The following is an 18,773-nucleotide window of genomic DNA, read 5'->3' as shown; positions in this document are numbered from 1 at the left end:
ACGTGCGTCTTTCTGTGCTTGACCTTGTCCCGGTGCGTACCGACCAGACCACCGCCGATGCGCTGGCGGCCACGGTGCGGCTGGCGCAGACCGCTGACCGGCTCGGCTTCACCCGGTTTTGGGTCGCCGAGCACCACAACATGCCGTCGGTCGGCGCGACCAGCCCGCCGGTGCTGCTGGCCTACCTGGCCGCGCAGACCACCCAGCTGCGGCTCGGCTCCGGTGGGGTGATGCTGCCTAACCACGCGCCGCTGGCGGTGGCCGAACAGTTCGCGCTGTTGGAGGCTGCGGCGCCGGGCCGCATCGACCTGGGCATCGGGCGGGCCCCGGGATCCGACCCGGTGACCTCGGTGATGCTGCGCGGCGCGGCCGGCCGCGACGATCGCGACATCGAGAACTTTCCCGAGTACCTCGACCACGTGCGGGCGATGATGAGCAGCCGCGGTGTGCCGGTCCAACTGCGCGACGGCGACTACCTGCTCAAGGCCACCCCCGCCGCGGCCAGCGAGCCGCGGCTGTGGCTGCTGGGGTCGTCGCTGTATTCCGCGCGGCTGGCCGCGGCCAAGGGGCTGCCGTATGTGTTCGCGCACCACTTCTCCGGGAAGGGCACCGAGGAGGCGTTGGCGCTCTACCGGTCGACGTTCGTGCCCAGCCCGCTCTGCCCCGAGCCGACCACGTTTTTGACCGTGAACGCGGCCGTCGCCGAAACCCGCGAGGAGGCCGCGGCGTTGATGCTGCCCAACCTGCAGATGATGGCGCGGCTGCGCACCGGTGAGCCGTTGGGTCCGCTCGACCTCGTCGAAGACGCCCAGGGTGCCGCACTGACCCCGGCCCAACAGCACATCGTCGAGGCCGGCGTGCACCGCGCCGTGCTGGGGGCACCGGCCCAAGCCGGCGAGCAGGTGCGGGCGCTGGCCGACCGGTTCGACGTCGACGAGGTGATGATCAACCCGGTGGCCTCCGCCCGCCGCGGCACCGAGCCGGCGGCCGCCCCGGGTCGGGAACGCACCCTGGAACTGCTGGCCAAAGAGCTGTTTTAGCGTCGGGTCAACACGATGATCGGGATCGGCCGCGACGTGCGGCGCTGGTAGGCCTCGTAGCGGTCGGCGTTGTTGTCGTTGACCACTCGCCACAGCCGCGCATAATCCGGGTCGTCGGGCAGCAGCGGTCGCGCGGTCACCGCGAATCGCTGTGGCCCGACGTTGATCTCGACGTCGGGCTGGGCTTTCAGGTTGTGATACCAGCCCGGGGAGCGGGGGTCGCCGCCCTTGGACGCGACGATCAGATACGCGTCCCCGTCGCGGGCGTAGGTCAACGAGGCGGTGCGCGCCTTACCGGTCTTGGCGCCGGTGGTGTGCAGCAGCAGGCTCGGCGGCACGCCCGGTATCTTGTGCCCGATCCGCCCGTTGGTGCGTTGATAGATCGTGTCGTGCAGGCGCAGCAGCGGCACGGCGACCTGCTGCTCAATCCAGCGGGGTATCTCCATGGCTGTCAGTCTTGTGCAGCGGCGTCCAATTGCGCCAGCGCGTCGCGTAACAGCCGCCCGGTGCCTTCCCGGTCCGGATCGCGGCGCAACACCATGCCCTTGGCCACCGACAGCTTGTCGCCGGTGCGCCGGGGCAGCACGTGCAGGTGAATATGGAACACGGTCTGGAACGCGGCGCGGCCGTCGTTGATCGCGATGTTGGTGGCGTCGGCCAGCTCGGTGGCGCGGGCCGCCTGGGCGATCCGCTGCCCGACCGCCAGCATGCCGGCCAGCGTCTCCGGCGGGGTGTCGGTCAGGTCGACGGTGTGCCGTTTGGGCACCACCAACGTGTGCCCGCGGGTGAACGGCCGGATGTCGAGGAACGCCAGGTAGTCGTCGTCCTCGCAGATCCGGATGGCGGGAGCTTCCCCGGCGACAATCGCGCAGAACACGCAGGACATAACGCCACGGTAGTGGCTCAGCGCAAAGCCGCGGCGATCGCCTCGATGGCCCGGTCCAGGATGGGCCGGGGGGTCGCGAAATTGAACCGGGCAAACCCGCGACCGACCGCCGCGCCGAACGGGATGCCCGGGCTCAGCGCCACCTTGGCGTTGGTCAGCAGATACTCCGCCGGCTCGGCGGGCAGGTCCAACCCGCGAAAATCCACCCAGGACATGTAGGTGGCCTCCGGGGCATTGATCTTCAGCCCGGGCACCGCGCGCGGCAACGTCGCCGCCAGGTGGTCGCGGTTGGCCCGCAGGTAGGGCAGTAGCTCGTCGAGCCACGGCGCCCCGCGGGTGTAGGCGGCGATGTTGGCCCGGATGCCGACGGTGGCGGTGCCCATCTTGTGCAGCATGTTGATCCGGTCCCAGTCGGCGCGGTCGCGCTCGTTGGTCAACACGACCTGCGCGCACATCAGCCCGGGCAGATTCCAGCCCTTGGACGCCGACAGCAGGGTGACCGCGGTGTCGGCGGCGGTGTCGGACACCGAGGCGGCCGCCACGTGACGCCGGTCGTAGATCAGCGGGGCGTGGATTTCGTCGGCGAGCACCCGGGCGCCGTAGCGGGCCGCGAGCTCGACGATCGCGCGCAGCTCGTCGGCGGTGTAGGCGGTGCCCAGCGGATTGTTCGGGTTGCACAGGATCAGCGACCCGGCCCCGCCGGCGAAGGCCGCCTCCAGGGCGTCCAGGTCCAACACATAGCGGCCCGAATCCTGCCGCGGGGTTCCAATCTCCACCCGCTGCCGGCCGGTGACCTGCAGCACGTCGAAGAACGGCATATAGGCCGGAACCGGCAACACCACCGGGCTCTCCGGGCGGGTGAGGAAGTTGATGACGACCTCGAGGCCCTTGAGGACGTCGGGAACCACCCGGACCGATTCGGGTGCCACCGGCCACCGGTAGCGGGCCGCACACCAGTCGGCGGTGGCGCGCGGCAGCACGTCCTCGCCGAACGGCGGGTAGCCGAATTCCTCGTTGGCGACGCACTCGCGCACCCCGTCGAGCACCGCGGGCGCGGTGGGAAAGTCCATTTCGGCGATCCACAGCGGCAGCACGTCGGCCCCGAAGTAGTTCCACTTGATCGTCCGGCGATCGCGCAGCTGCTGCTCGGTCAACCGGTCAAAGGCACTGTCGCTCATATCAGCAATTGTGGGCCCTGGCCGCGGTGGGGCAGTTGCTAGCCTGGCGGTCCGACAGGAGAGGTGGGAAAAGCCCGGCCACCGGGTCCGGCGACGTCGTCAGCCAGAACTGATCACCCGCCAGGCGTCCAGTTTGGCGGCGGGCGCCATGGCCCGCGCCGGGCTGGTCGACGGCAGCTGCACATAGTGCAGGGGTCGCACCGCAACGACTCGGCGCCGGAATATCTGCGCGGCCGCGCCGCCGTTGAAGTACACCCGGTCGATCCCCGGATAGCGGGCCAACAGCGCCGCAAAGTCGTTGACCACCATGCTTTTCGGGTCGATCTTCGCGTCGGCGCTGCCCACCCGCCGACAGGCGCGCAGCACATCCCACAGCGCGACGCCGTGTGACCGCAGCGCGGCCAGCCGGGTCTCGTACGCGGCGGCGTGGTCGAAATCCAGCAGCGCGCCGGTGATGCGCCAGAACGCGTTTCGCGGATTGCCGTAGTACTGCCGGGTGGTCAGGGATTGGACGCTGGGGAACGAGCCGAGAATCAACCGCCGGGCGCGGTCGTCGACGACCGGCGGGAAGCCCTCCAGCAGCGGTGCAGCCATCGCCACCCATGATGCCCGACGGCGGTATACGTTGGCGACGTGGCCGACCCCGACATCGAAGCCCTGCTCGACGGCCTGGAGGGCACCGCCCGCACCGAGCGCGCCGAGCTGATCGCGTGGCTGCTCGAGCAGGGCCTGACCGTCGAGCAGATTCGTGCCGCGCCGATGCCGCTGCTGCTGGGGTCGCGGCGCATCATTGGCGACGACGGCAGCTACGTCTCGGCGCGGGAGATCAGCGAACACTACGGCGTCGACCTGGAGCTGTTGCAGCGGATCCAACGGGCCATCGGGCTGGCCCAGGTGGACGACCCCGACGCCGCCGTGCACCTGCGCGCGGACGGCGAGGCCGCCGCGCACGCCCAGAAATTCCTCGAGCTCGGCCTGCAACCCGAGCACCTGGTGCAGGTCGTTCGGGTGCTGGCCGAAGGACTTTCGCACGCCGCGGAGGTGATGCGTTTCACCGCGCTGGCGACGATCCTGCAGCCCGGCGCCACCGAACTTCAGATCGCCCAGGCCTCCCAGGCGCTGATCAGCCAGGTCGCGCCGCTGCTGGGGCCGTGGATCACCGACATGCTGTTCATGCATCTGCGCCACCAGATGGAAACCGAGGCCGTCACCGCCAGCGAACGGGCCGCCGGCACCGCGCTGCCGGGCGCCCGGCAGGTCAGCATCGCGTTCGCCGACCTGGTCGGGTTCACCCGGCTCGGCGAGGTGGTGCCACCGGAAGACTTGGAGCAGCTGGCCAACCGGCTGGCCGACCGGGCCCGCGATGTCGCCGTCCCCCCGGTGCGGTTCATCAAGACCATCGGCGACGCGGTGATGTTCGTCTGCACCGAGCCGGCACCGCTGCTCGACGCCGTGCTCAAGCTGGTCGAGGCTACCGATTCCGACGCGGACTTTCCGCGGCTGCGGGCCGGGGTGGCGGCCGGTCCGGCGGTGAGCCGCGCCGGCGACTGGTTCGGCAGTCCGGTGAACCTGGCCAGCCGGGTGACCGGGGTGGCGCGTCCGGGCGCGGTGTTGGTGACCGAAACGGTGCGCGAAGCCCTCGGCGCTACCGGGGGGTTCAGCTGGTCTTTTGCCGGGGCCCGGCGGCTCAAGGGCATCAAGGATGAGGTCAAACTGTTCCGCGCCCGCCGCGGTGAGAGTGCCTGATCGGGCCGAAAGGCCCACAGTGAATGGGACGTTCGGTCCTGGCGCCGCGGCCGCGACGTGACAAGACTTCACGGGAGAGCACACGTGGAGGTGGGTCATGTTGGACACGATGGTGACGATGGTGCAACCCGCGGTCATCGCCGAGGCGGTGCGGCTGGCGTGCCGCGCGCCCTCGCTGCACAACAGCCAACCCTGGCTGTGGGTGCTCGACGGTGACCGGCTGGAGCTGTACGTCGATGAGACCCGTGCGGTGCACACCGATCAGTCCGGCCGTGAGGCGCTGATCAGCTGCGGTGCCGTGCTGGATCACTTGCGGGTGGCGATGGCCGCGGCCGGCTGGCATGCGGTGGTGGACCGCTTCCCCAACCCGAACCAGCCCCAGCACCTGGCCTCGATCGGGTTCACCGCGCTGGACTACGTGACCGACGGTCAGCACCGTCGCGCCGACGCGATCCTGGCCCGGCGGAGTGACCGGCTGCCGCTGTTGGCGCCGGCCGGCTGGGACGCGTTTGAGACCGTGTTGCGCGCCAGGATCGCCGAGAGCGCCGTGCGGCTGCAGACATTGCCCGAGGCGGTGCGCCCCCAACTCGCCGAGGCGGCGCAGCTCACCGAATCGCTGCGGCTGTACGACTCCGCCTACCACGCCGAACTCGACTGGTGGACAGCACCGTTCGAGGTGTCGGACGGGATCCCGCAGAGCGCGCTGGTGTCGGCCGCCGAAAGCGATCGCGTCGAGGTCGGGCGGGCCTTCCCGGTCATCCAGCGCCCGGAGCGGCGCACCGAGATCGGGGTGGACTGGTCGACGATTGTGATGCTGTCCACCGACGAGGACAGTCGCGCGGCGGCGTTGGCGTGCGGCGAGGTGCTCTCGACGGTGCTGTTGGAGTGCACGCTGGCCGGCCTGGCGACCTGCCCGCTGACCCACCTGACCGAGCTGCCGGCCAGCCGCGAGATCCTGGCCGCGCTCACCGGGCACGGCGACCTGCCGCAGATCCTGATCCGGGTGGGCGTCGCGCCGACGCTCGACGAGACCCCGCCGGCCACGCCGCGCCGGCCACTCGAGGACGTACTGCGGATTACGAGGTAAACCCTCGACACAATGAGGCAGGCCCGGCTGACAATTAGGGGCGTCTCCACATCCTGCGCGGCCGGCTTGTCACCCTTTATGCCGGCTCTTTGGATCGGTCATGTCCGGGCCTGCTTCGCGCTTCAACTTACACCTGTCGGCGCGGGGTAGCAACGGTTTTCGGGCACCCGGAGCCAGCGCCCCGAGGGCGGATTGTTCGCCCTCGGTGAACCCCTCGCCCTGGGGTCTGTAACGGTGTAATCATGTAATCATGAAACGACATTATGTGCACAGCGGGCGGCGCGGCCGCCCCGGGGGCTGGCAGCAAGCACACCAGCCCGACGCCGGCGACGCCGCGGACTGGTTCGCGGGGCGGCTGCCGGAGGCCTGGTTCGACGGTGCCCCCGAGGTGATCGTCGACCGCGAGGAAATCACCGTGATCGGCCGACTGCCGGCAGCCGAGGGCGCCGACGAATCCCAGGCGCACGCCGCGGGACGCGCATCCCGGTTCCGGGAGGACACCCGACCCGAGCGGATGGCGATCGCCGATGAGGCGCAGGACCGCTACGACCGCAAGGTGTCCTGGGGCGTCGAGGTCGGTGGTGAGCGAGTCCTGTTTACCCACATCGCGGTCCCGGTCATGACCCGGTTGAAGCAACCCGAGCGCCAGGTGCTCGACACCCTGGTCGACGCGGGGGTGGCCCGATCCCGCTCGGACGCGCTGGCCTGGTCGGTCAAGCTCGTCGGGGAGCACACCCAGGAGTGGCTGGCCAAACTGCGCGAGGCGATGGCCGACGTCGACGACCTGCGCGGCCAAGGCCCCGAGCTTTAACGAGACGCCATCGCGTAGTAGGCGCCGCGGCGGGCCAGCAACTCGGCGTGGTTGCCGTATTCCACGATCCGGCCCTGGTCCAGCACCAGGATGTGGTCGGCGTCGCGGATCGTCGAAAGGCGGTGGGCGATAATGAAACTGGTGCGGTCCCGACGCAGCTCAGCGATCGCGTGCTGAATCAGCAGTTCGGTTCGGGTGTCCACCGAGCTGGTCGCCTCGTCGAGAATGAGGAGCCGCGGGCGGGCCAGAAACGCCCGAGCGATGGTGATCAGCTGCTTCTCGCCGGCGCTGATATTGGCGCCGGCGTCGCTGATCCGGGTCTGGTAGCCGTCCGGCAGGGTGTGCACGAACCGGTCCACATGGGCGGCCCGGGCGGCGGCCACCACCTCATCCTCGCCGGCCGCCGGCCGTCCGTAGGCGATGTTCTCGGCGATCGTGCCGCCGAATAGCCAGGTGTCCTGCAGCACCATGCCGATCCGGGACCGCAGCGAGTGCCGGCTCATGCCGGTGATGTCGACGCCGTCGACCAGGATCCGTCCGGAGTCCACGTCGTAGAACCGCATCAGCAGGTTGACCAGGGTGGTTTTGCCGGCCCCGGTGGGCCCGACGATCGCGACCGTGCTGCCCGGTTCCACCACCAACGAGAGATCCTCGATGACCGGGGTGCCGGGCTGGTAGCCGAAGTGCACCCGGTCAAACTCCACCCGGCACGCGTGCCGGTCGCCGGGCAGCGCCGCCGGCTCCGGATCGGCCGGTTCCTCCGGCTCGTCCAGCAGCTCGAAAACCCGTTCGGCGCTGGCCATTCCCGATTGCAGCGTGTTGTACATGGCCGCCAGGTGCGTCAACGGTTGGTTGAACTGGCGCACGTAGGCGATGAAGGCCTGGATGCTGCCCAAGGTGATCTGCCCGGTCGCCACCTGCAGCCCGCCCACCACGGCGACCGCGACGTAGCTGAGGTTGCCCAGCACCATCGTGGCCGGCGACACCAGGCCGGAGAAGAACTGGGCGCCCACGCTGGCCTGATAGACGTCGTCGTTGAGTTCGCGGAACCGCTGCTGTGCCCACTCCCGGTGACCGAACGTCCGTACCAACGCGAAACCGCTGTAGGTCTCCTCGATGTGGGCGTTGAGGCGCCCGGTGCTGGCCCACTGGGCGGCGAACAGCCGCTGCGAGCGCCGCACGATCGCCCGGGTGGTCAGCAACAGCAGCGGCACCGTCAGCAGCGTGATCCCGGCCAGCAGCGGTGAGATCGACACCATCATCGCCAGCACCGCCACCACGGTCAGCGTGGTCGTCACCAGCTGGCTGATCGTCATCGAGATCGAACTCTGCATATTGTCGATGTCGTTGGTGACCCGGCTGAGCAGCTCGCCGCGCTGCCGGCCGTCGAAGTAGGACAGCGGGAGCCGGTGCAGCTTGTCCTCGACGTCGGCGCGCAACGCCCGCATGGTGCGCTGCACGGTGAGGTTGAGCAGCCGGGCTTGCAGCCACACCAGCAGCGCGGCAACCAGATACAGGCCCAACGCCAGCGCCAGGGTGCGCCCCACCGCGGCGAAGTCCACGCCCTGCCCGGGCACCAGGTTCATCCCGGAGAGCAGCTCGGCGAAGGTGGTGTCGCCGCGGGCGCGGGCGGCGGCCACGGCCTGGTCTTTGGTGATCCCGGCCGGCAGTTGGCGACCGATCACCCCGTTGAACACCACGTCGGTGGCGTGGCCCAGGACCCGTGGTCCGGCCACCCCGATCGCGATACCGCCCAGCGACAACGTCATCACCGCGGCCACTAAACCGCGTTGCGGGGTAAGGCGTTTCACCAGCCGCACCGCGGTGCCGGGGAAATCCCGGGACCGGCCCGCGGGCGCGGCGGCGCGCAGCGGCGGACGCACCGGCCCGGTCACGACACGCCTCCCACCCCGGCCCACACCGACTGCGAGTCGACGAATTCGGCGTAGGCGGGGCACTCGGCCAGCAGCGCGTCGTGGGACCCGATACCGGCCACCGTCCCCTCGTCGAGGACCACCACCTGGTCGGCGTGGGCGATCGTCGAGATCCGCTGCGCCACGATGACAACCGTGGCCTTCCCCGCGATCCGTGCCAGCGCGGCGCGCACCGCGGCGTCGGTGTGCACGTCCAGCGCGGAGAACGCGTCGTCGAACAGGTAGATCGCCGGGCGGCGGATGACCGCGCGCGCGATCGCCAGCCGTTGGCGCTGCCCGCCGGAAAAGTTGATGCCGCCCTGGGCGACCCGCATCGCCAGGCCGTCGCGGTGGGCGGCCACGAATTCGTCGGCGGCCGCCACGGCCAGCGCCTCCCACATCTCGGCGTCGGTGGCGTCGCGTTTGCCGTAGCGCAGGTTGTCGGCCACCGTGCCGGAGAACAAGTAACCGCCCTGGGGCACCAGGCCCAGCGTCGACCACAGCCGCTCGGGGTCGTAGTCCCGCACATCGACGCCGTCGATCGAAACCGCGCCGGCGGTGACGTCGTGCAGCCGGCTGATCAGCGACACCAGCGTCGATTTACCCGAACCGGTGCTGCCGACGATGGCGGTGGTGGTGCCGGGCCGCGCGGTCAGCGAGACGTCGCGCAGCACCGGCTGCTCGGCACCGGGGTAGCGGAACGCGACGCCGTCGAGCCGAATGACGCCGGTCACGCCGCCCGGCGGGCACCGCGGTGTCGCCGGGGCGCCGATCGCGGGGCGGGTGGCCAGCACCTCGGTGATCCGTTCGGCACACACCGAGGCGCGCGGCAGGATGGACAGCAGCATGGTCGCCATCAGCACCGCCATCAGGATCTGCATGAAATACGACAGGAACGCCACCAGCGACCCGATCTGCATCTGGCCGGCATCGATGCGCCGCCCGCCGAACCAGATCAGCGCGACGCTGGAACAGTTGATGGTCAGCGTGGTGGCCGGCAACATCAGCGCCTGCCAGTTACCGGTGGTCAGGGCGGTGTCCGACAGCGCGCGGTTGGCCTGGTCGAACCGGTCACGTTCGAACGGTTCGCGGGCGAACGCCCGGACCACCCGGACCCCGGACAGCTGGTCGCGCAGCACCCGGTTGATGTTGTCGATCAGCCGCTGCATGCGGCGAAACAGCGGCAACATCCGGGCGATGATCGCGTAGTTGGCCACGGCCAGCACCGGCACGGCGATCAGCAGCAGCCAGGACAGCCCGGCGTCCTGGTGCACGGCCATCACGATGCCGCCGACGCTCATGATCGGCGCGGTGACCAGCACGGTGCAGGTCATCTGCACCAGCACCTGGATTTGGCGGACGTCGTTGGTGGTGCGGGTCAGCAGCGACGGCGCGCCGAAGCCGGCGGTCTCGGGTTCGGAGAAGGTGAGGACCCGGCCGAACATCGCCGCGCGCAGGTCGCGGCCGAACCCCATCCCGGCGCGGGACCCGAAGTAGACCGCGCCCACCGCGCACACCGCCTGCAGCGCGGTGACCGCCAGCATCAGCGCGCCCAGCACGACGATGACCCGGGTGTTGCCCTTGGCCACACCCTCGTCGATGACGGTGGCGTTCACGGTCGGCAGGTACAGCGAGGCCAAAGTGCTGATCAGCTGCAGCGCCATGACCGCGGCGACCAGCCGTCGATACGGCCGGACGTAGCGCCGCAGCAGGGCCAACAGCATCTGGTAACTGTCGCACAAGCCGGTGTCGGTCCGGGGTCGACCGGGGGCCCGCGACCCGGCGCAAAGTGACTGGTCACCCGGCACGCCGTGGTTAGCCGCGCCGGGTGGACGCTACAGTGCATCGTGTGACGAGCAGTAGGTGCGCATAGCGGTGCAGTCCAAGATGATGCCGCTGGCCCGCGCGGCGGCCGGCACGGCGGCGGTGATCGCGCTGGTCGCCGGGTGCAGCGATTCCGGCGGCTCGAATGATGGGCCCGCGGTGCCGTCGACCGCCGCGCCCAACGCCGAAGGCAAACACGGCCCGTTCTTCCCGCAATGCGGCGGCGTCAGCGATCAGACCGTCACCGAACTGACCAAGGTGACCGGGCTGGTCAACACCGCGCAGAACTCGGTGGGCTGCCAGTGGCTGGCCGGTGGCGGGATTTTGGGCCCGCACTTTTCCTTCTCTTGGTACCGCGGCAGCCCGATCGGGCGGGAACGCAAGACCGAGGAACTGTCCCGCACCAGCGTCGAAGACATCAACATCGAGGGCCACGGCGGGTTCATCGCGATCGGCACCCAGGCATCCCTCGGGGACAGCCTGTGCGAGGTGGGTATTCAGTTCGACGACGACTTCATCGAATGGTCGGTCAGCTTCGCCCAGAAGCCCTTCCCCGACCCGTGCGATGTGGCCAAGGAACTGACCCGACAATCGATTGTGAACGCGAAATGAGCCCGTCGGTGCGTGCACGTAACCGGGTCGTCGCGGTGGCTGCGGCGGTGTTGACCCTGCTGGCCGTACTGACCGGCTGTTCGAAGTCGGTCGGTGGCACCCCGGTCAAGGTGGGGTCCGGCGACGTGCCACGCAACGACAACTCCCAGCAGATGTATCCGAACCTGCTCAAGGAATGCGAGGTGTTGACCACCGACATCCTCGCCAAGACCGTCGGGGCCGACCCGCTGGACATCCAGAGCACGTTCGTCGGCGCGATCTGCCGCTGGCAGGCGGCCAACCCCGCCGGGCTGATCGACATCACCCGGTTCTGGTTTGAGCAGGGCAGCCTGGCCAACGAACGCAAGGTCGCCGAAGGCCTGAAATACCAGATCGAGAGCCGGCTGATCGAGGGCGTCGACTCGATCGTGATGCGCCCCAACGACCCCAACGGGTCGTGCGGGGTGGCCAGCGACGCCGCCGGGGTGGTCGGCTGGTGGGTGAACCCGCAGACCGCCGGCATCGACGCCTGCGAGCAGGCCATCAAGCTGATGGAGCTCACGCTGGCCCGCAACTTCTGACGCGCTCGGCGGGCTGCTTCCCGTGGCGTCGCTGTCCGTGGCGTCGAGATTGCTTCTCCTTGGCGTCGAGATTGCTTCGGTGGTCGTGGTTTTCGAAAAATCGCGACCCTCGACGCAATCTCAACGCGCTCGCGGTGGATGAGAATCGGCGTTGAGATACCGGCCACTCAGCGCGGCACGTGGAAGTCGGTCAGCGCCGCGCCGCCGAGCTCCAGCTGCCGCCACTCGCACGGCACCCGCAACACCGCCATCGCCGACGTCGAGAACTTCGTCGAGACCCGTTCGGCGGCGGCCGGGTTAGTGCCCTCGGCGCCGGCCAGGGCGAGCGTCACCTGGGACATCGTCGGTTCGTGGCCGACCACCAGCAGGGTGGTCACATCATCGGGAACCGTGTTGATTTCCTCGACCACCACACCCGGCACGGCGCCGTAGAGCCGTTCGATGTAGCGCACGGGAGCGTCGATACCGGTGCGCGCCAAGGTTTGCCGGGCCCGGGTCGCCGTCGAGCACAGCACCGCGTCGATGCCGGGCAGGTGGGCGCGTAGCCAGTCACCGGCCAGCCCGGCCTCCCGCACGCCGCGCGGCGCCAGCGGGCGGTCGTGGTCGGCCACGCCGTCCGGGTAGGTCGACTTCGCGTGCCGTAGCAGCACCAGGGTGCGGGGTTGGTCGCTCACCGGTCCCACGCTAGAGCAAGCCCGCGCAAACCAGTTGACCACCTGACGGTGGGGTGCGAAGCTGGTCGGCTGCCCTTTCTTCCGAACGAACAACGAAGCGATGACCCTCACCGACCACGAATTGACCGAGCCGACCGCCGGCGCTGAGGTGCGCCGCCGTCCCATCGATGATGTGACTGCGTGGCTCGATGGCCAGGACGGTGCGGTGCGTCCCGCGCTGCGCGCGCTCGGCGAGTTGTTGATCGGCGTCTCCGAGCGCGAGCGCGCCGAGACCGCGGAAAAGTTCACCGCCCGCTGCTTGGGCGTCGCGGACTGCGCCCAATTGCTCGATGAGGAACGCGAGCTCACGCCGGTGTCCCGGTTGACCACCGCGCTGGCGCTGGGGGAATGGATCGAAAAGCACGCGCACGTCTGCGAAATCGGGCCCGGCGAATACACCCATCCGCCGAAGTGGACGCAGACCGAGCTCGGTGGGCGGCGCTACCGACACCCGTTGTGCTTGCGTGTGCACTTTCCCGCCGGGACGCTGCTCGATGACACCGGATGCGTCATCTACATCGAAGCCCGCGAGAGCGTCCTGCATTCGGCGGAAGTGAGCGCCTATGTGACGCCGGAGGCGCAGGACGGTGCCCGCGTCGTGTTGGACCGGTTGTTCGACCGCGCCATCCGGTTGAACCCCTACCGGGGCCAAGCGGTACGCGCCAGCTACACGCACGGGCTGAGCCTGGCCGTCATCGAGCTGCCGTCGACCGTGACGCGGGAGACCGTCATCGTTCCCGATGCGGTGTGGACCGAGGTCGATCTTGGGGTGACCGCGGTACGCGACCGCCACGCCGTGCTGAACGAGCACGGCCTGGGTGCGCGGCGCGGTGTTCTGTTGTGCGGTCCGCCCGGGACCGGCAAGTCGGCGGTGAGCGCGGTGATGGCACGGGAGGTCGTCGGTGAATTCACCGTCATCTACGTCGAGGCCAAGGCCGGGGCGCAGCTGTTGACCGCTGTCGTGGAGGAAGCCCAGCGCCTCGGCGGTCCGGTGTTGCTCGTGCTGGAGGACGTCGACCTGTGGTGTCGCGACCGCGCGACCGGTGCTGAGGGGTTGTCGGAGCTGTTGCAGGCCATGGACATTCAACCCGATGCCCGCATCTTGACGCTGGCCTCCACCAACGACACCGCGACGCTGGACAAGGCGGCCATCCGCACCGGGCGGTTCGACTCCATCGTCGAGGTCGGCTACCCCAGCCGCGCCGACGCGGGACGGATCCTGGCGGCACTGATCGCGGGTCTGCCCGGTGGGTCGGCTGTTGACACCGTGGCGGTGGTGGCCGCGCTGCCCCAGAACACCAGCGGTAGCGACATCCGCGAGATCGTTCGCCGGGCCATATTGGCCGACGACGGCGCAAAGGTCAGTACCGCGGCGCTGCTGGCCGAGGTGGGCAGTGGGCGCTACCGCGCGGCGGTTCCGGACGGGATCTACCTGTGAGCGCCCCTAGCAACATCTGCGACTGATGAGGCTGGTGGTGCCCCTGGGCGCCACCTAGCGCCCCGACCCGGGGACCTGCCGAGCAAGGTCCACGGGCTTGTCGGCGGCCGGTCATACACTCGCGGTGCCCGGTTCAGATCGGGCGCAGGCGAGACGCAAAAAAGGGGAGTGACATGCGGTTTGTGCACACCGCCGACTGGCAGCTCGGCATGACCCGTCACTTCCTGGCCGGCGACGCCCAGCCCCGGTATTCGGCGGCCCGCCGCGACGCGGTGGCCGGCCTCGGTGCGTTGGCCGCCGAGACCGGCGCGGAGTTCGTCGTGGTGGCCGGCGACGTGTTCGAGCACAACCAGCTGGCCCCGGCGGTGATCAGCCAGTCCCTGGAAGCCATGCGCACCATCGGGATCCCGGTGTATCTACTGCCCGGCAACCATGACCCACTCGATGCGGCCTCGGTGTACACCAGCGCGTTGTTCACCGCCGAATGCCCGGATAACGTCGTGGTGCTCGACACCGCCGGGGCACATCGGGTGCGGCCCGGACTGGAGATCGTCGCCGCGCCGTGGCGCTCCAAGGCGCCCACCACCGACCTGGCCGCCGCCGCGCTCGACGGCCTGCCCGACAACGGCGCCACCCGGATCCTGCTCGCCCACGGCGGCGTCGACGTGCTGGACCCCGACCCCGGCAAGCCCTCGCTGATCCGGCTCGCGGCCCTGGAGGAGGCGCTGGCCCGCGGAGCCCTCCACTATGTCGCGCTGGGCGACAAGCATTCCCGCACCCAGGTCGGCGCGACCGGTCGGGTCTGGTACTCCGGTTCACCGGAGGTCACCAACTTCGACGACATCGAATCCGACCCCGGTCATGTCCTGATCGTCGACATCGACGACAACGACGGCACGGTCAGCGTCGAGGCCCGCCACGTCGGCCGCTGGCGGTTCCTCACCCTGCACCGCCAGGTCGACACCAGCCGCGACATCGCCGACCTGGACATCAACCTCGACCAGTTGCCCGACAAGGACCGCACCGTGGTGCGGCTGGCGCTGACCGGCTCGCTGAGCGTCACCGACCGCGCCGCGTTGGACGCGTGCCTGGACAAGTACGCCCGGCTGTTCGCCTGGCTGGGTACCTGGGAGCGCCACACCGACCTGGCGGTGCTGCCCGCCGACGGCGAGTTCGACGACTTGGGGATCGGCGGGTTCGCCGCCGACGCGGTGCACGAACTGGTCGCCACCGCACGCGGCGCCGACACCGCCACCGCCGACGACGCGCAGGCGGCGCTGGCGTTGCTGCTGCGGCTCACCCAGCGGGGTGCGGCATGAAACTGCACCGGCTGGTCCTGACCAACTACCGCGGCGTCGCGCACCGGGAGATCGACTTCCCCGACCACGGGGTGGTGGTGGTGTCCGGCGCCAACGAGGTCGGCAAGTCCTCGATGATCGAGGCGCTGGATCTGTTGCTGGAGTCCAAGGACCGCTCCACCAAGAAGGACGTCAAGCAGGTCAAGCCGACCCACGCCGACGTCGGCGCCGAGGTCACCGCCGAAATCAGCACCGGCCCTTACCGTTTCGTCTACCACAAGCGCTTCCACAAAAAGGCCGAGACCCAGTTGACGGTGCTGGCGCCGCGCCGCGAGCAGCTGACCGGCGACGAGGCGCACGAGCGGGTCCGCGCGATCCTGACCGAGACCATGGACACCGACCTGTGGCGTGCCCAGCGGGTGCTGCAGGCCGCATCGACCGCGGCGGTGGACCTGTCCGGCTGCGATGCGCTGTCCCGGGCGCTCGACGTCGCCGCCGGCGACACCGCCACGTCCAGCGGCACCGAACCGCTGCTCATCGAACGCATCGACGCCGAGTACGGGCGCTACTTCACCGCGACCGGTCGCCCCACCGGGGAGTGGGCCACCGCCATCGCCGCACTGGGCGCCGCCGAGGACGAGGTGGCGCGCTGCGCAGCGGACCTCGCCGAGGTCGACGACCGGGTCCGCCGACACGCCGAGCTGACCGAGCAGCTGGCCCAGCTGGCCGGGCAACAGGAGGCCGCCGGCGCCCGCCACACCGCTGCCCGCGCCGCAGCCGACCGGATCGCCGAACTCACCGAGCAGCTGCGCGAAGCGCAGTTGATCGCCACCGCGGCCGAAGCCACCAGCACCGCCTCGACGGCCGCCCACACCGAGCGGGTGCGGCTGCGCACCGACCTCGACACCCGGACAACCGCCATCACCGCCCTGGCGGCCGAAGCGCGCGACGCCGCCGACGCCGAGTCCACGGCACGGCAGGCCGCGGAGGCCGCCGACGCCGCCGTCGAGCAGTCGGCCGAGGTGCTGGCCGCCGCCGAGCGGCGCGTCGAGGCCGCCCGCCGCGTCGTCGACCAGCTCGCTCACCGCGACGAGGCCGACCGGCTGGCCGCCCGGCTGGCCAAGATCGACGCCACCCAGCGTGACCACGACCTGGTGTGCGGGGAGCTGTCCGGCATCACCGTGACCGAGGCGCTGCTGCGCCGGATCGAAGACGCCACGGCCGCGCTGGATCGTGCGGCGGCGTCGCTGGCCGCGATCTCGGCGACGGTGGAAGTCACCGCGGCTGCCGACCTCGAACTCGTCGTCGGTGACCAGCGGGTGTCGTTGCCGGCGGGTCAAAGCTGGTCGACGACCGCCACCGCCGCCACCGAGGTGGCGGTCCCCGACCTGCTGACCGTGCGGGTCCGTCCCGGCGACACCGCACGGGATGCGGAGGCCAAATGCGCTGCGGCGCAACAGGAACTGGGCGCCGCCCTGCAGGCCGCCGGGGTGGCTGATCTGGCCGCGGCGCGCAGCGCCGACCAGCGGCGCCGGGAACTGCACGGTCGCCGCGACCAGCTGGGCGCCACCCTGGCGGCGCTGCGCGGCGACGACCCGCTCGATCAGCTGCGCGGCCGGCTGGAGCAGCTGCGCGCCGACCAGCCCGACGTCGCCACCGATGCCGCCGCCGCCCGCGCCGAACTCGACGCCGCCGCGGCGGCGCGCGCCCAGGCGGCCGCGGACACCGCAACCCGGCGTCGGGAAGCCGCCGCGGCGGCCGGCCAGCTCACCGAGAACACCACCCGCGCCGCGCTGCGGCGCGACAAGGTGGCCGCCCAGCGCACGGAGTTGGACGCGGTCGCCGAGCGGCTGGCCGCCCAGCGGGCGTCAGTCAGCGACGACGACCTGGCCGGCACCGCGGACGCCAACGCCCAGGCCGTGCACACCGCGCAGCAGCGCGTCGCCGACCTGTCCGACCAGCTGGCCGCGGCCAGCCCCGACGCGGTGGCCGCCGAACTTGCTGCGGCCGCCGCCGACGCGGGGGCGCTGCGAACCCGGCACGCCGAGACCGCCCGCGCGCTGCATGCCGTCGAGGTCGAACTCGCCGTCTTCGGCACCGAGGGCCGCAAGGGCAAGCTCGACGCCGCCGAAAACAGCCGGGCGCACGCGGCGGCCGAGCACGCCCGGATCGGGCGGCGGGCCCGCGCCGCACAGCTGCTGCGCTCGACCATGGCCCGCCACCGCGACACCACCCGGCAGCGCTACGTCGCCCCGTTCCGCGCCGAGATCGAACGGCTCGGCCGCCCGGTGTTCGGGCCCAGCTTCGAAGTCGACGTCGACAGCGACCTGCGCATCAACACCCGCACCCTCGACGGCCGCACCGTGCCCTACGAGTCGCTGTCCGGTGGCGCCAAGGAGCAACTCGGCATCCTGGCGCGGCTGGCCGGGGCGGCGCTGGTGGCCAAGGAAGACACCGTCCCGGTGCTGATCGACGACGCGCTCGGCTTCACCGATCCGGGCCGGTTGGCCAGCATGGGGGAGGTTTTCGACATGGTCGGCGCCGACGGCCAGGTGATCGTGCTGACCTGCACCCCCGCCCGCTACCAAAGCGTGGACGGTGCGCACCGCATCGAACTGAGTGCCTGACCCGCGGCTGAACCGTGTAGCAATTCGCTACACTGGTAGCAGATTGCTACTCGAGGAGGTGGTCATGCCCAAAGCCGACGATCGGGTGATGCGGATCGCCGCCGATCTGGCCGACAGTGCGGCGGTCGAAGGCGGACGCCAGGGCCGATCCGCCAAACAGCAGCTCGACCATTGGACGCGGGTGGGGCGGGCGGTGTCCAGCCAGTACAGCGCGTCGCGCCGCCGAGTGGAGGCCGCGTTGGCCGGCGATCTGGCGGTCAACGTCCTGACCCCCGAAGAAAGCACGGTGTTCAACGCCGAGATCAACGCGGCGATCGAGGAGAAGGTGGCGCAGACCAACTACGCCGCCGAGTTCGCGGCCCGCGGCACACCCTGGGTCGCCCTCAACGAAACCGGCGACATCGTCGAATACCAGCCGGACGGGACAGCGGTTGTCCTCGATGAGGGCCACCACGCCCGGTCGTGACCCGACTCGACGTGGTGGCCGGCCCCAATGGGGCCGGGAAATCCACGTTCGTGGCCACCGTTCTCGCGGCCCTGCTGCCCGGCAGCGTGTTCGTCAACGCCGACGAGATCGCCCGGCAACGCTGGCCGGACGATCCCGAGGCGCATGCCTACGACGCCGCTCGGGTCGCCGCCGACACCAGAGCCCACCTGATCTCGGCCCGACGCCCGTTCATCGCCGAGACGGTCTTCTCCCACCCGTCCAAGCTCGATCTCATCCGCACTGCCCGCGCCGCCGGGTACACCGTCGTGGTGCACGTTGTGCTGGTCCCCGAAGACCTGGCCGTCGAGCGCGTTCGGCTCCGCGTCCAGACCGGTGGCCCTGCCGTGCCGGAGGACAAGATACGGGAGCGCTACCGTCGCCTTTGGGGGTTGGTCGCGGCGGCGATCGCCGAATCCGATAGCGCCATGGTCTACGACAACTCCGCGGGTGTCGGGCCGCGGATCGTCGCCACCATGTCCGCGGGTCAGATCATCGGTGCGCCGTCGTGGCCGGCGTGGACGCCGCCGCCCCTGCACTCGCAGCAACAGTGAGC

At 70.4% G+C, this 18,773-nt stretch carries 18 protein-coding genes; 11 read left to right on the top strand and 7 right to left on the bottom strand.

The window, feature by feature from the left end:
• Positions 1-2 precede the first annotated feature (2 nt).
• Entirely contained in the window at positions 3-1,040 is a 1,038-nt protein-coding gene (locus ACAG26_RS21655; RefSeq protein ID WP_370485123.1) for an LLM class flavin-dependent oxidoreductase, read from the top strand.
• On the opposite strand, the gene ACAG26_RS21650 is transcribed toward ACAG26_RS21655, so the two are convergent.
• From ACAG26_RS21650 to ACAG26_RS21635, 4 genes are all read right to left on the bottom strand, one after another.
• On the bottom strand, positions 1,037-1,486 hold the full coding sequence (locus ACAG26_RS21650; protein WP_370485122.1) for a nitroreductase family deazaflavin-dependent oxidoreductase: 450 nt from the start codon (positions 1,484-1,486) through the stop codon (positions 1,037-1,039). The two genes, ACAG26_RS21655 and ACAG26_RS21650, sit on opposite strands and share 4 nt — an antisense overlap.
• 5 nt (positions 1,487-1,491) lie before the next feature.
• Positions 1,492-1,926 carry an HIT family protein gene (locus ACAG26_RS21645; RefSeq protein ID WP_370485121.1) on the bottom strand — a complete coding sequence of 145 codons (435 nt, stop codon included), beginning with the start codon at positions 1,924-1,926 and terminating at the stop codon, positions 1,492-1,494.
• A 17-nt stretch (positions 1,927-1,943) separates the two neighbouring features.
• On the bottom strand, positions 1,944-3,104 hold the full coding sequence (locus ACAG26_RS21640) for a MalY/PatB family protein (RefSeq protein WP_370485120.1): 1,161 nt from the start codon (positions 3,102-3,104) through the stop codon (positions 1,944-1,946).
• Positions 3,105-3,203: 99 nt separating this feature from the next.
• On the bottom strand, positions 3,204-3,698 hold the full coding sequence (locus ACAG26_RS21635) for a DNA-deoxyinosine glycosylase (protein WP_370485119.1): 495 nt from the start codon (positions 3,696-3,698) through the stop codon (positions 3,204-3,206).
• Positions 3,699-3,737: 39 nt separating this feature from the next.
• Here ACAG26_RS21635 and ACAG26_RS21630 point away from each other — a divergent pair, with 39 nt between their 5' ends.
• From ACAG26_RS21630 to ACAG26_RS21620, 3 genes are all read left to right on the top strand, one after another.
• On the top strand, positions 3,738-4,850 hold the full coding sequence (locus ACAG26_RS21630; protein WP_370485118.1) for an adenylate/guanylate cyclase domain-containing protein: 1,113 nt from the start codon (positions 3,738-3,740) through the stop codon (positions 4,848-4,850).
• A 97-nt stretch (positions 4,851-4,947) separates the two neighbouring features.
• Positions 4,948-5,937, top strand: coding sequence for an NAD(P)H nitroreductase (locus ACAG26_RS21625; protein ID WP_370485117.1), 990 nt, complete (start codon positions 4,948-4,950; stop codon positions 5,935-5,937).
• A 250-nt stretch (positions 5,938-6,187) separates the two neighbouring features.
• On the top strand, positions 6,188-6,748 hold the full coding sequence (locus tag ACAG26_RS21620) for a hypothetical protein (protein WP_370485116.1): 561 nt from the start codon (positions 6,188-6,190) through the stop codon (positions 6,746-6,748).
• Here ACAG26_RS21620 and ACAG26_RS21615 read toward each other — a convergent pair.
• Entirely contained in the window at positions 6,745-8,643 is a 1,899-nt protein-coding gene (locus tag ACAG26_RS21615) for an ABC transporter ATP-binding protein (RefSeq protein ID WP_370485115.1), read from the bottom strand. The genes ACAG26_RS21620 and ACAG26_RS21615 overlap by 4 nt on opposite strands.
• Entirely contained in the window at positions 8,640-10,385 is a 1,746-nt protein-coding gene (locus ACAG26_RS21610) for an ABC transporter ATP-binding protein (protein ID WP_370485114.1), read from the bottom strand. The genes ACAG26_RS21615 and ACAG26_RS21610 overlap by 4 nt, the downstream gene beginning before the upstream one ends.
• Positions 10,386-10,548: 163 nt before the next feature.
• On the opposite strand from ACAG26_RS21610, the gene ACAG26_RS21605 reads away from it, so the two are divergent.
• Together ACAG26_RS21605 and ACAG26_RS21600 are read left to right on the top strand one after the other, a co-directional pair.
• The gene (locus ACAG26_RS21605; protein WP_370485168.1) at positions 10,549-11,097 is read left to right on the top strand and encodes a DUF3558 domain-containing protein; all 549 of its coding nucleotides are present in this window, start codon (positions 10,549-10,551) and stop codon (positions 11,095-11,097) included.
• On the top strand, positions 11,094-11,657 hold the full coding sequence (locus ACAG26_RS21600) for a DUF3558 domain-containing protein (RefSeq protein ID WP_370485113.1): 564 nt from the start codon (positions 11,094-11,096) through the stop codon (positions 11,655-11,657). The genes ACAG26_RS21605 and ACAG26_RS21600 overlap by 4 nt, the downstream gene beginning before the upstream one ends.
• Before the next feature lie 167 nt (positions 11,658-11,824).
• On the opposite strand, the gene ACAG26_RS21595 is transcribed toward ACAG26_RS21600, so the two are convergent.
• Positions 11,825-12,331, bottom strand: a complete 507-nt coding sequence (locus ACAG26_RS21595) for a histidine phosphatase family protein (protein ID WP_370485112.1) — start codon at positions 12,329-12,331, stop codon at positions 11,825-11,827.
• Positions 12,332-12,431: 100 nt separating this feature from the next.
• On the opposite strand from ACAG26_RS21595, the gene ACAG26_RS21590 reads away from it, so the two are divergent.
• From ACAG26_RS21590 to ACAG26_RS21570, 5 genes are all read left to right on the top strand, one after another.
• A complete protein-coding gene (locus ACAG26_RS21590; RefSeq protein WP_370485111.1) occupies positions 12,432-13,808 on the top strand; it encodes an ATP-binding protein in 1,377 nt (458 codons plus the stop codon).
• A 173-nt stretch (positions 13,809-13,981) separates the two neighbouring features.
• Positions 13,982-15,127, top strand: coding sequence for an exonuclease SbcCD subunit D (locus ACAG26_RS21585; RefSeq protein WP_370485110.1), 1,146 nt, complete (start codon positions 13,982-13,984; stop codon positions 15,125-15,127).
• Complete coding sequence (locus tag ACAG26_RS21580; protein WP_370485109.1) at positions 15,124-17,733, top strand: AAA family ATPase; 2,610 nt, start codon at positions 15,124-15,126, stop codon at positions 17,731-17,733. The genes ACAG26_RS21585 and ACAG26_RS21580 overlap by 4 nt, the downstream gene beginning before the upstream one ends.
• 64 nt (positions 17,734-17,797) lie before the next feature.
• A complete protein-coding gene (locus ACAG26_RS21575; protein WP_370485108.1) occupies positions 17,798-18,199 on the top strand; it encodes a hypothetical protein in 402 nt (133 codons plus the stop codon).
• The gene (locus ACAG26_RS21570; protein ID WP_370485107.1) at positions 18,196-18,771 is read left to right on the top strand and encodes a zeta toxin family protein; all 576 of its coding nucleotides are present in this window, start codon (positions 18,196-18,198) and stop codon (positions 18,769-18,771) included. The genes ACAG26_RS21575 and ACAG26_RS21570 overlap by 4 nt, the downstream gene beginning before the upstream one ends.
• Positions 18,772-18,773 lie beyond the last annotated feature (2 nt).

It is taken from the genome of Mycobacterium sp. pUA109, assembly GCF_041287095.1.
Lineage (GTDB): Bacteria > Actinomycetota > Actinomycetes > Mycobacteriales > Mycobacteriaceae > Mycobacterium.
The sequence above is the reverse complement of the archived record's forward strand: the minus strand, read 5'-3'. Positions and strand labels throughout refer to the sequence as shown.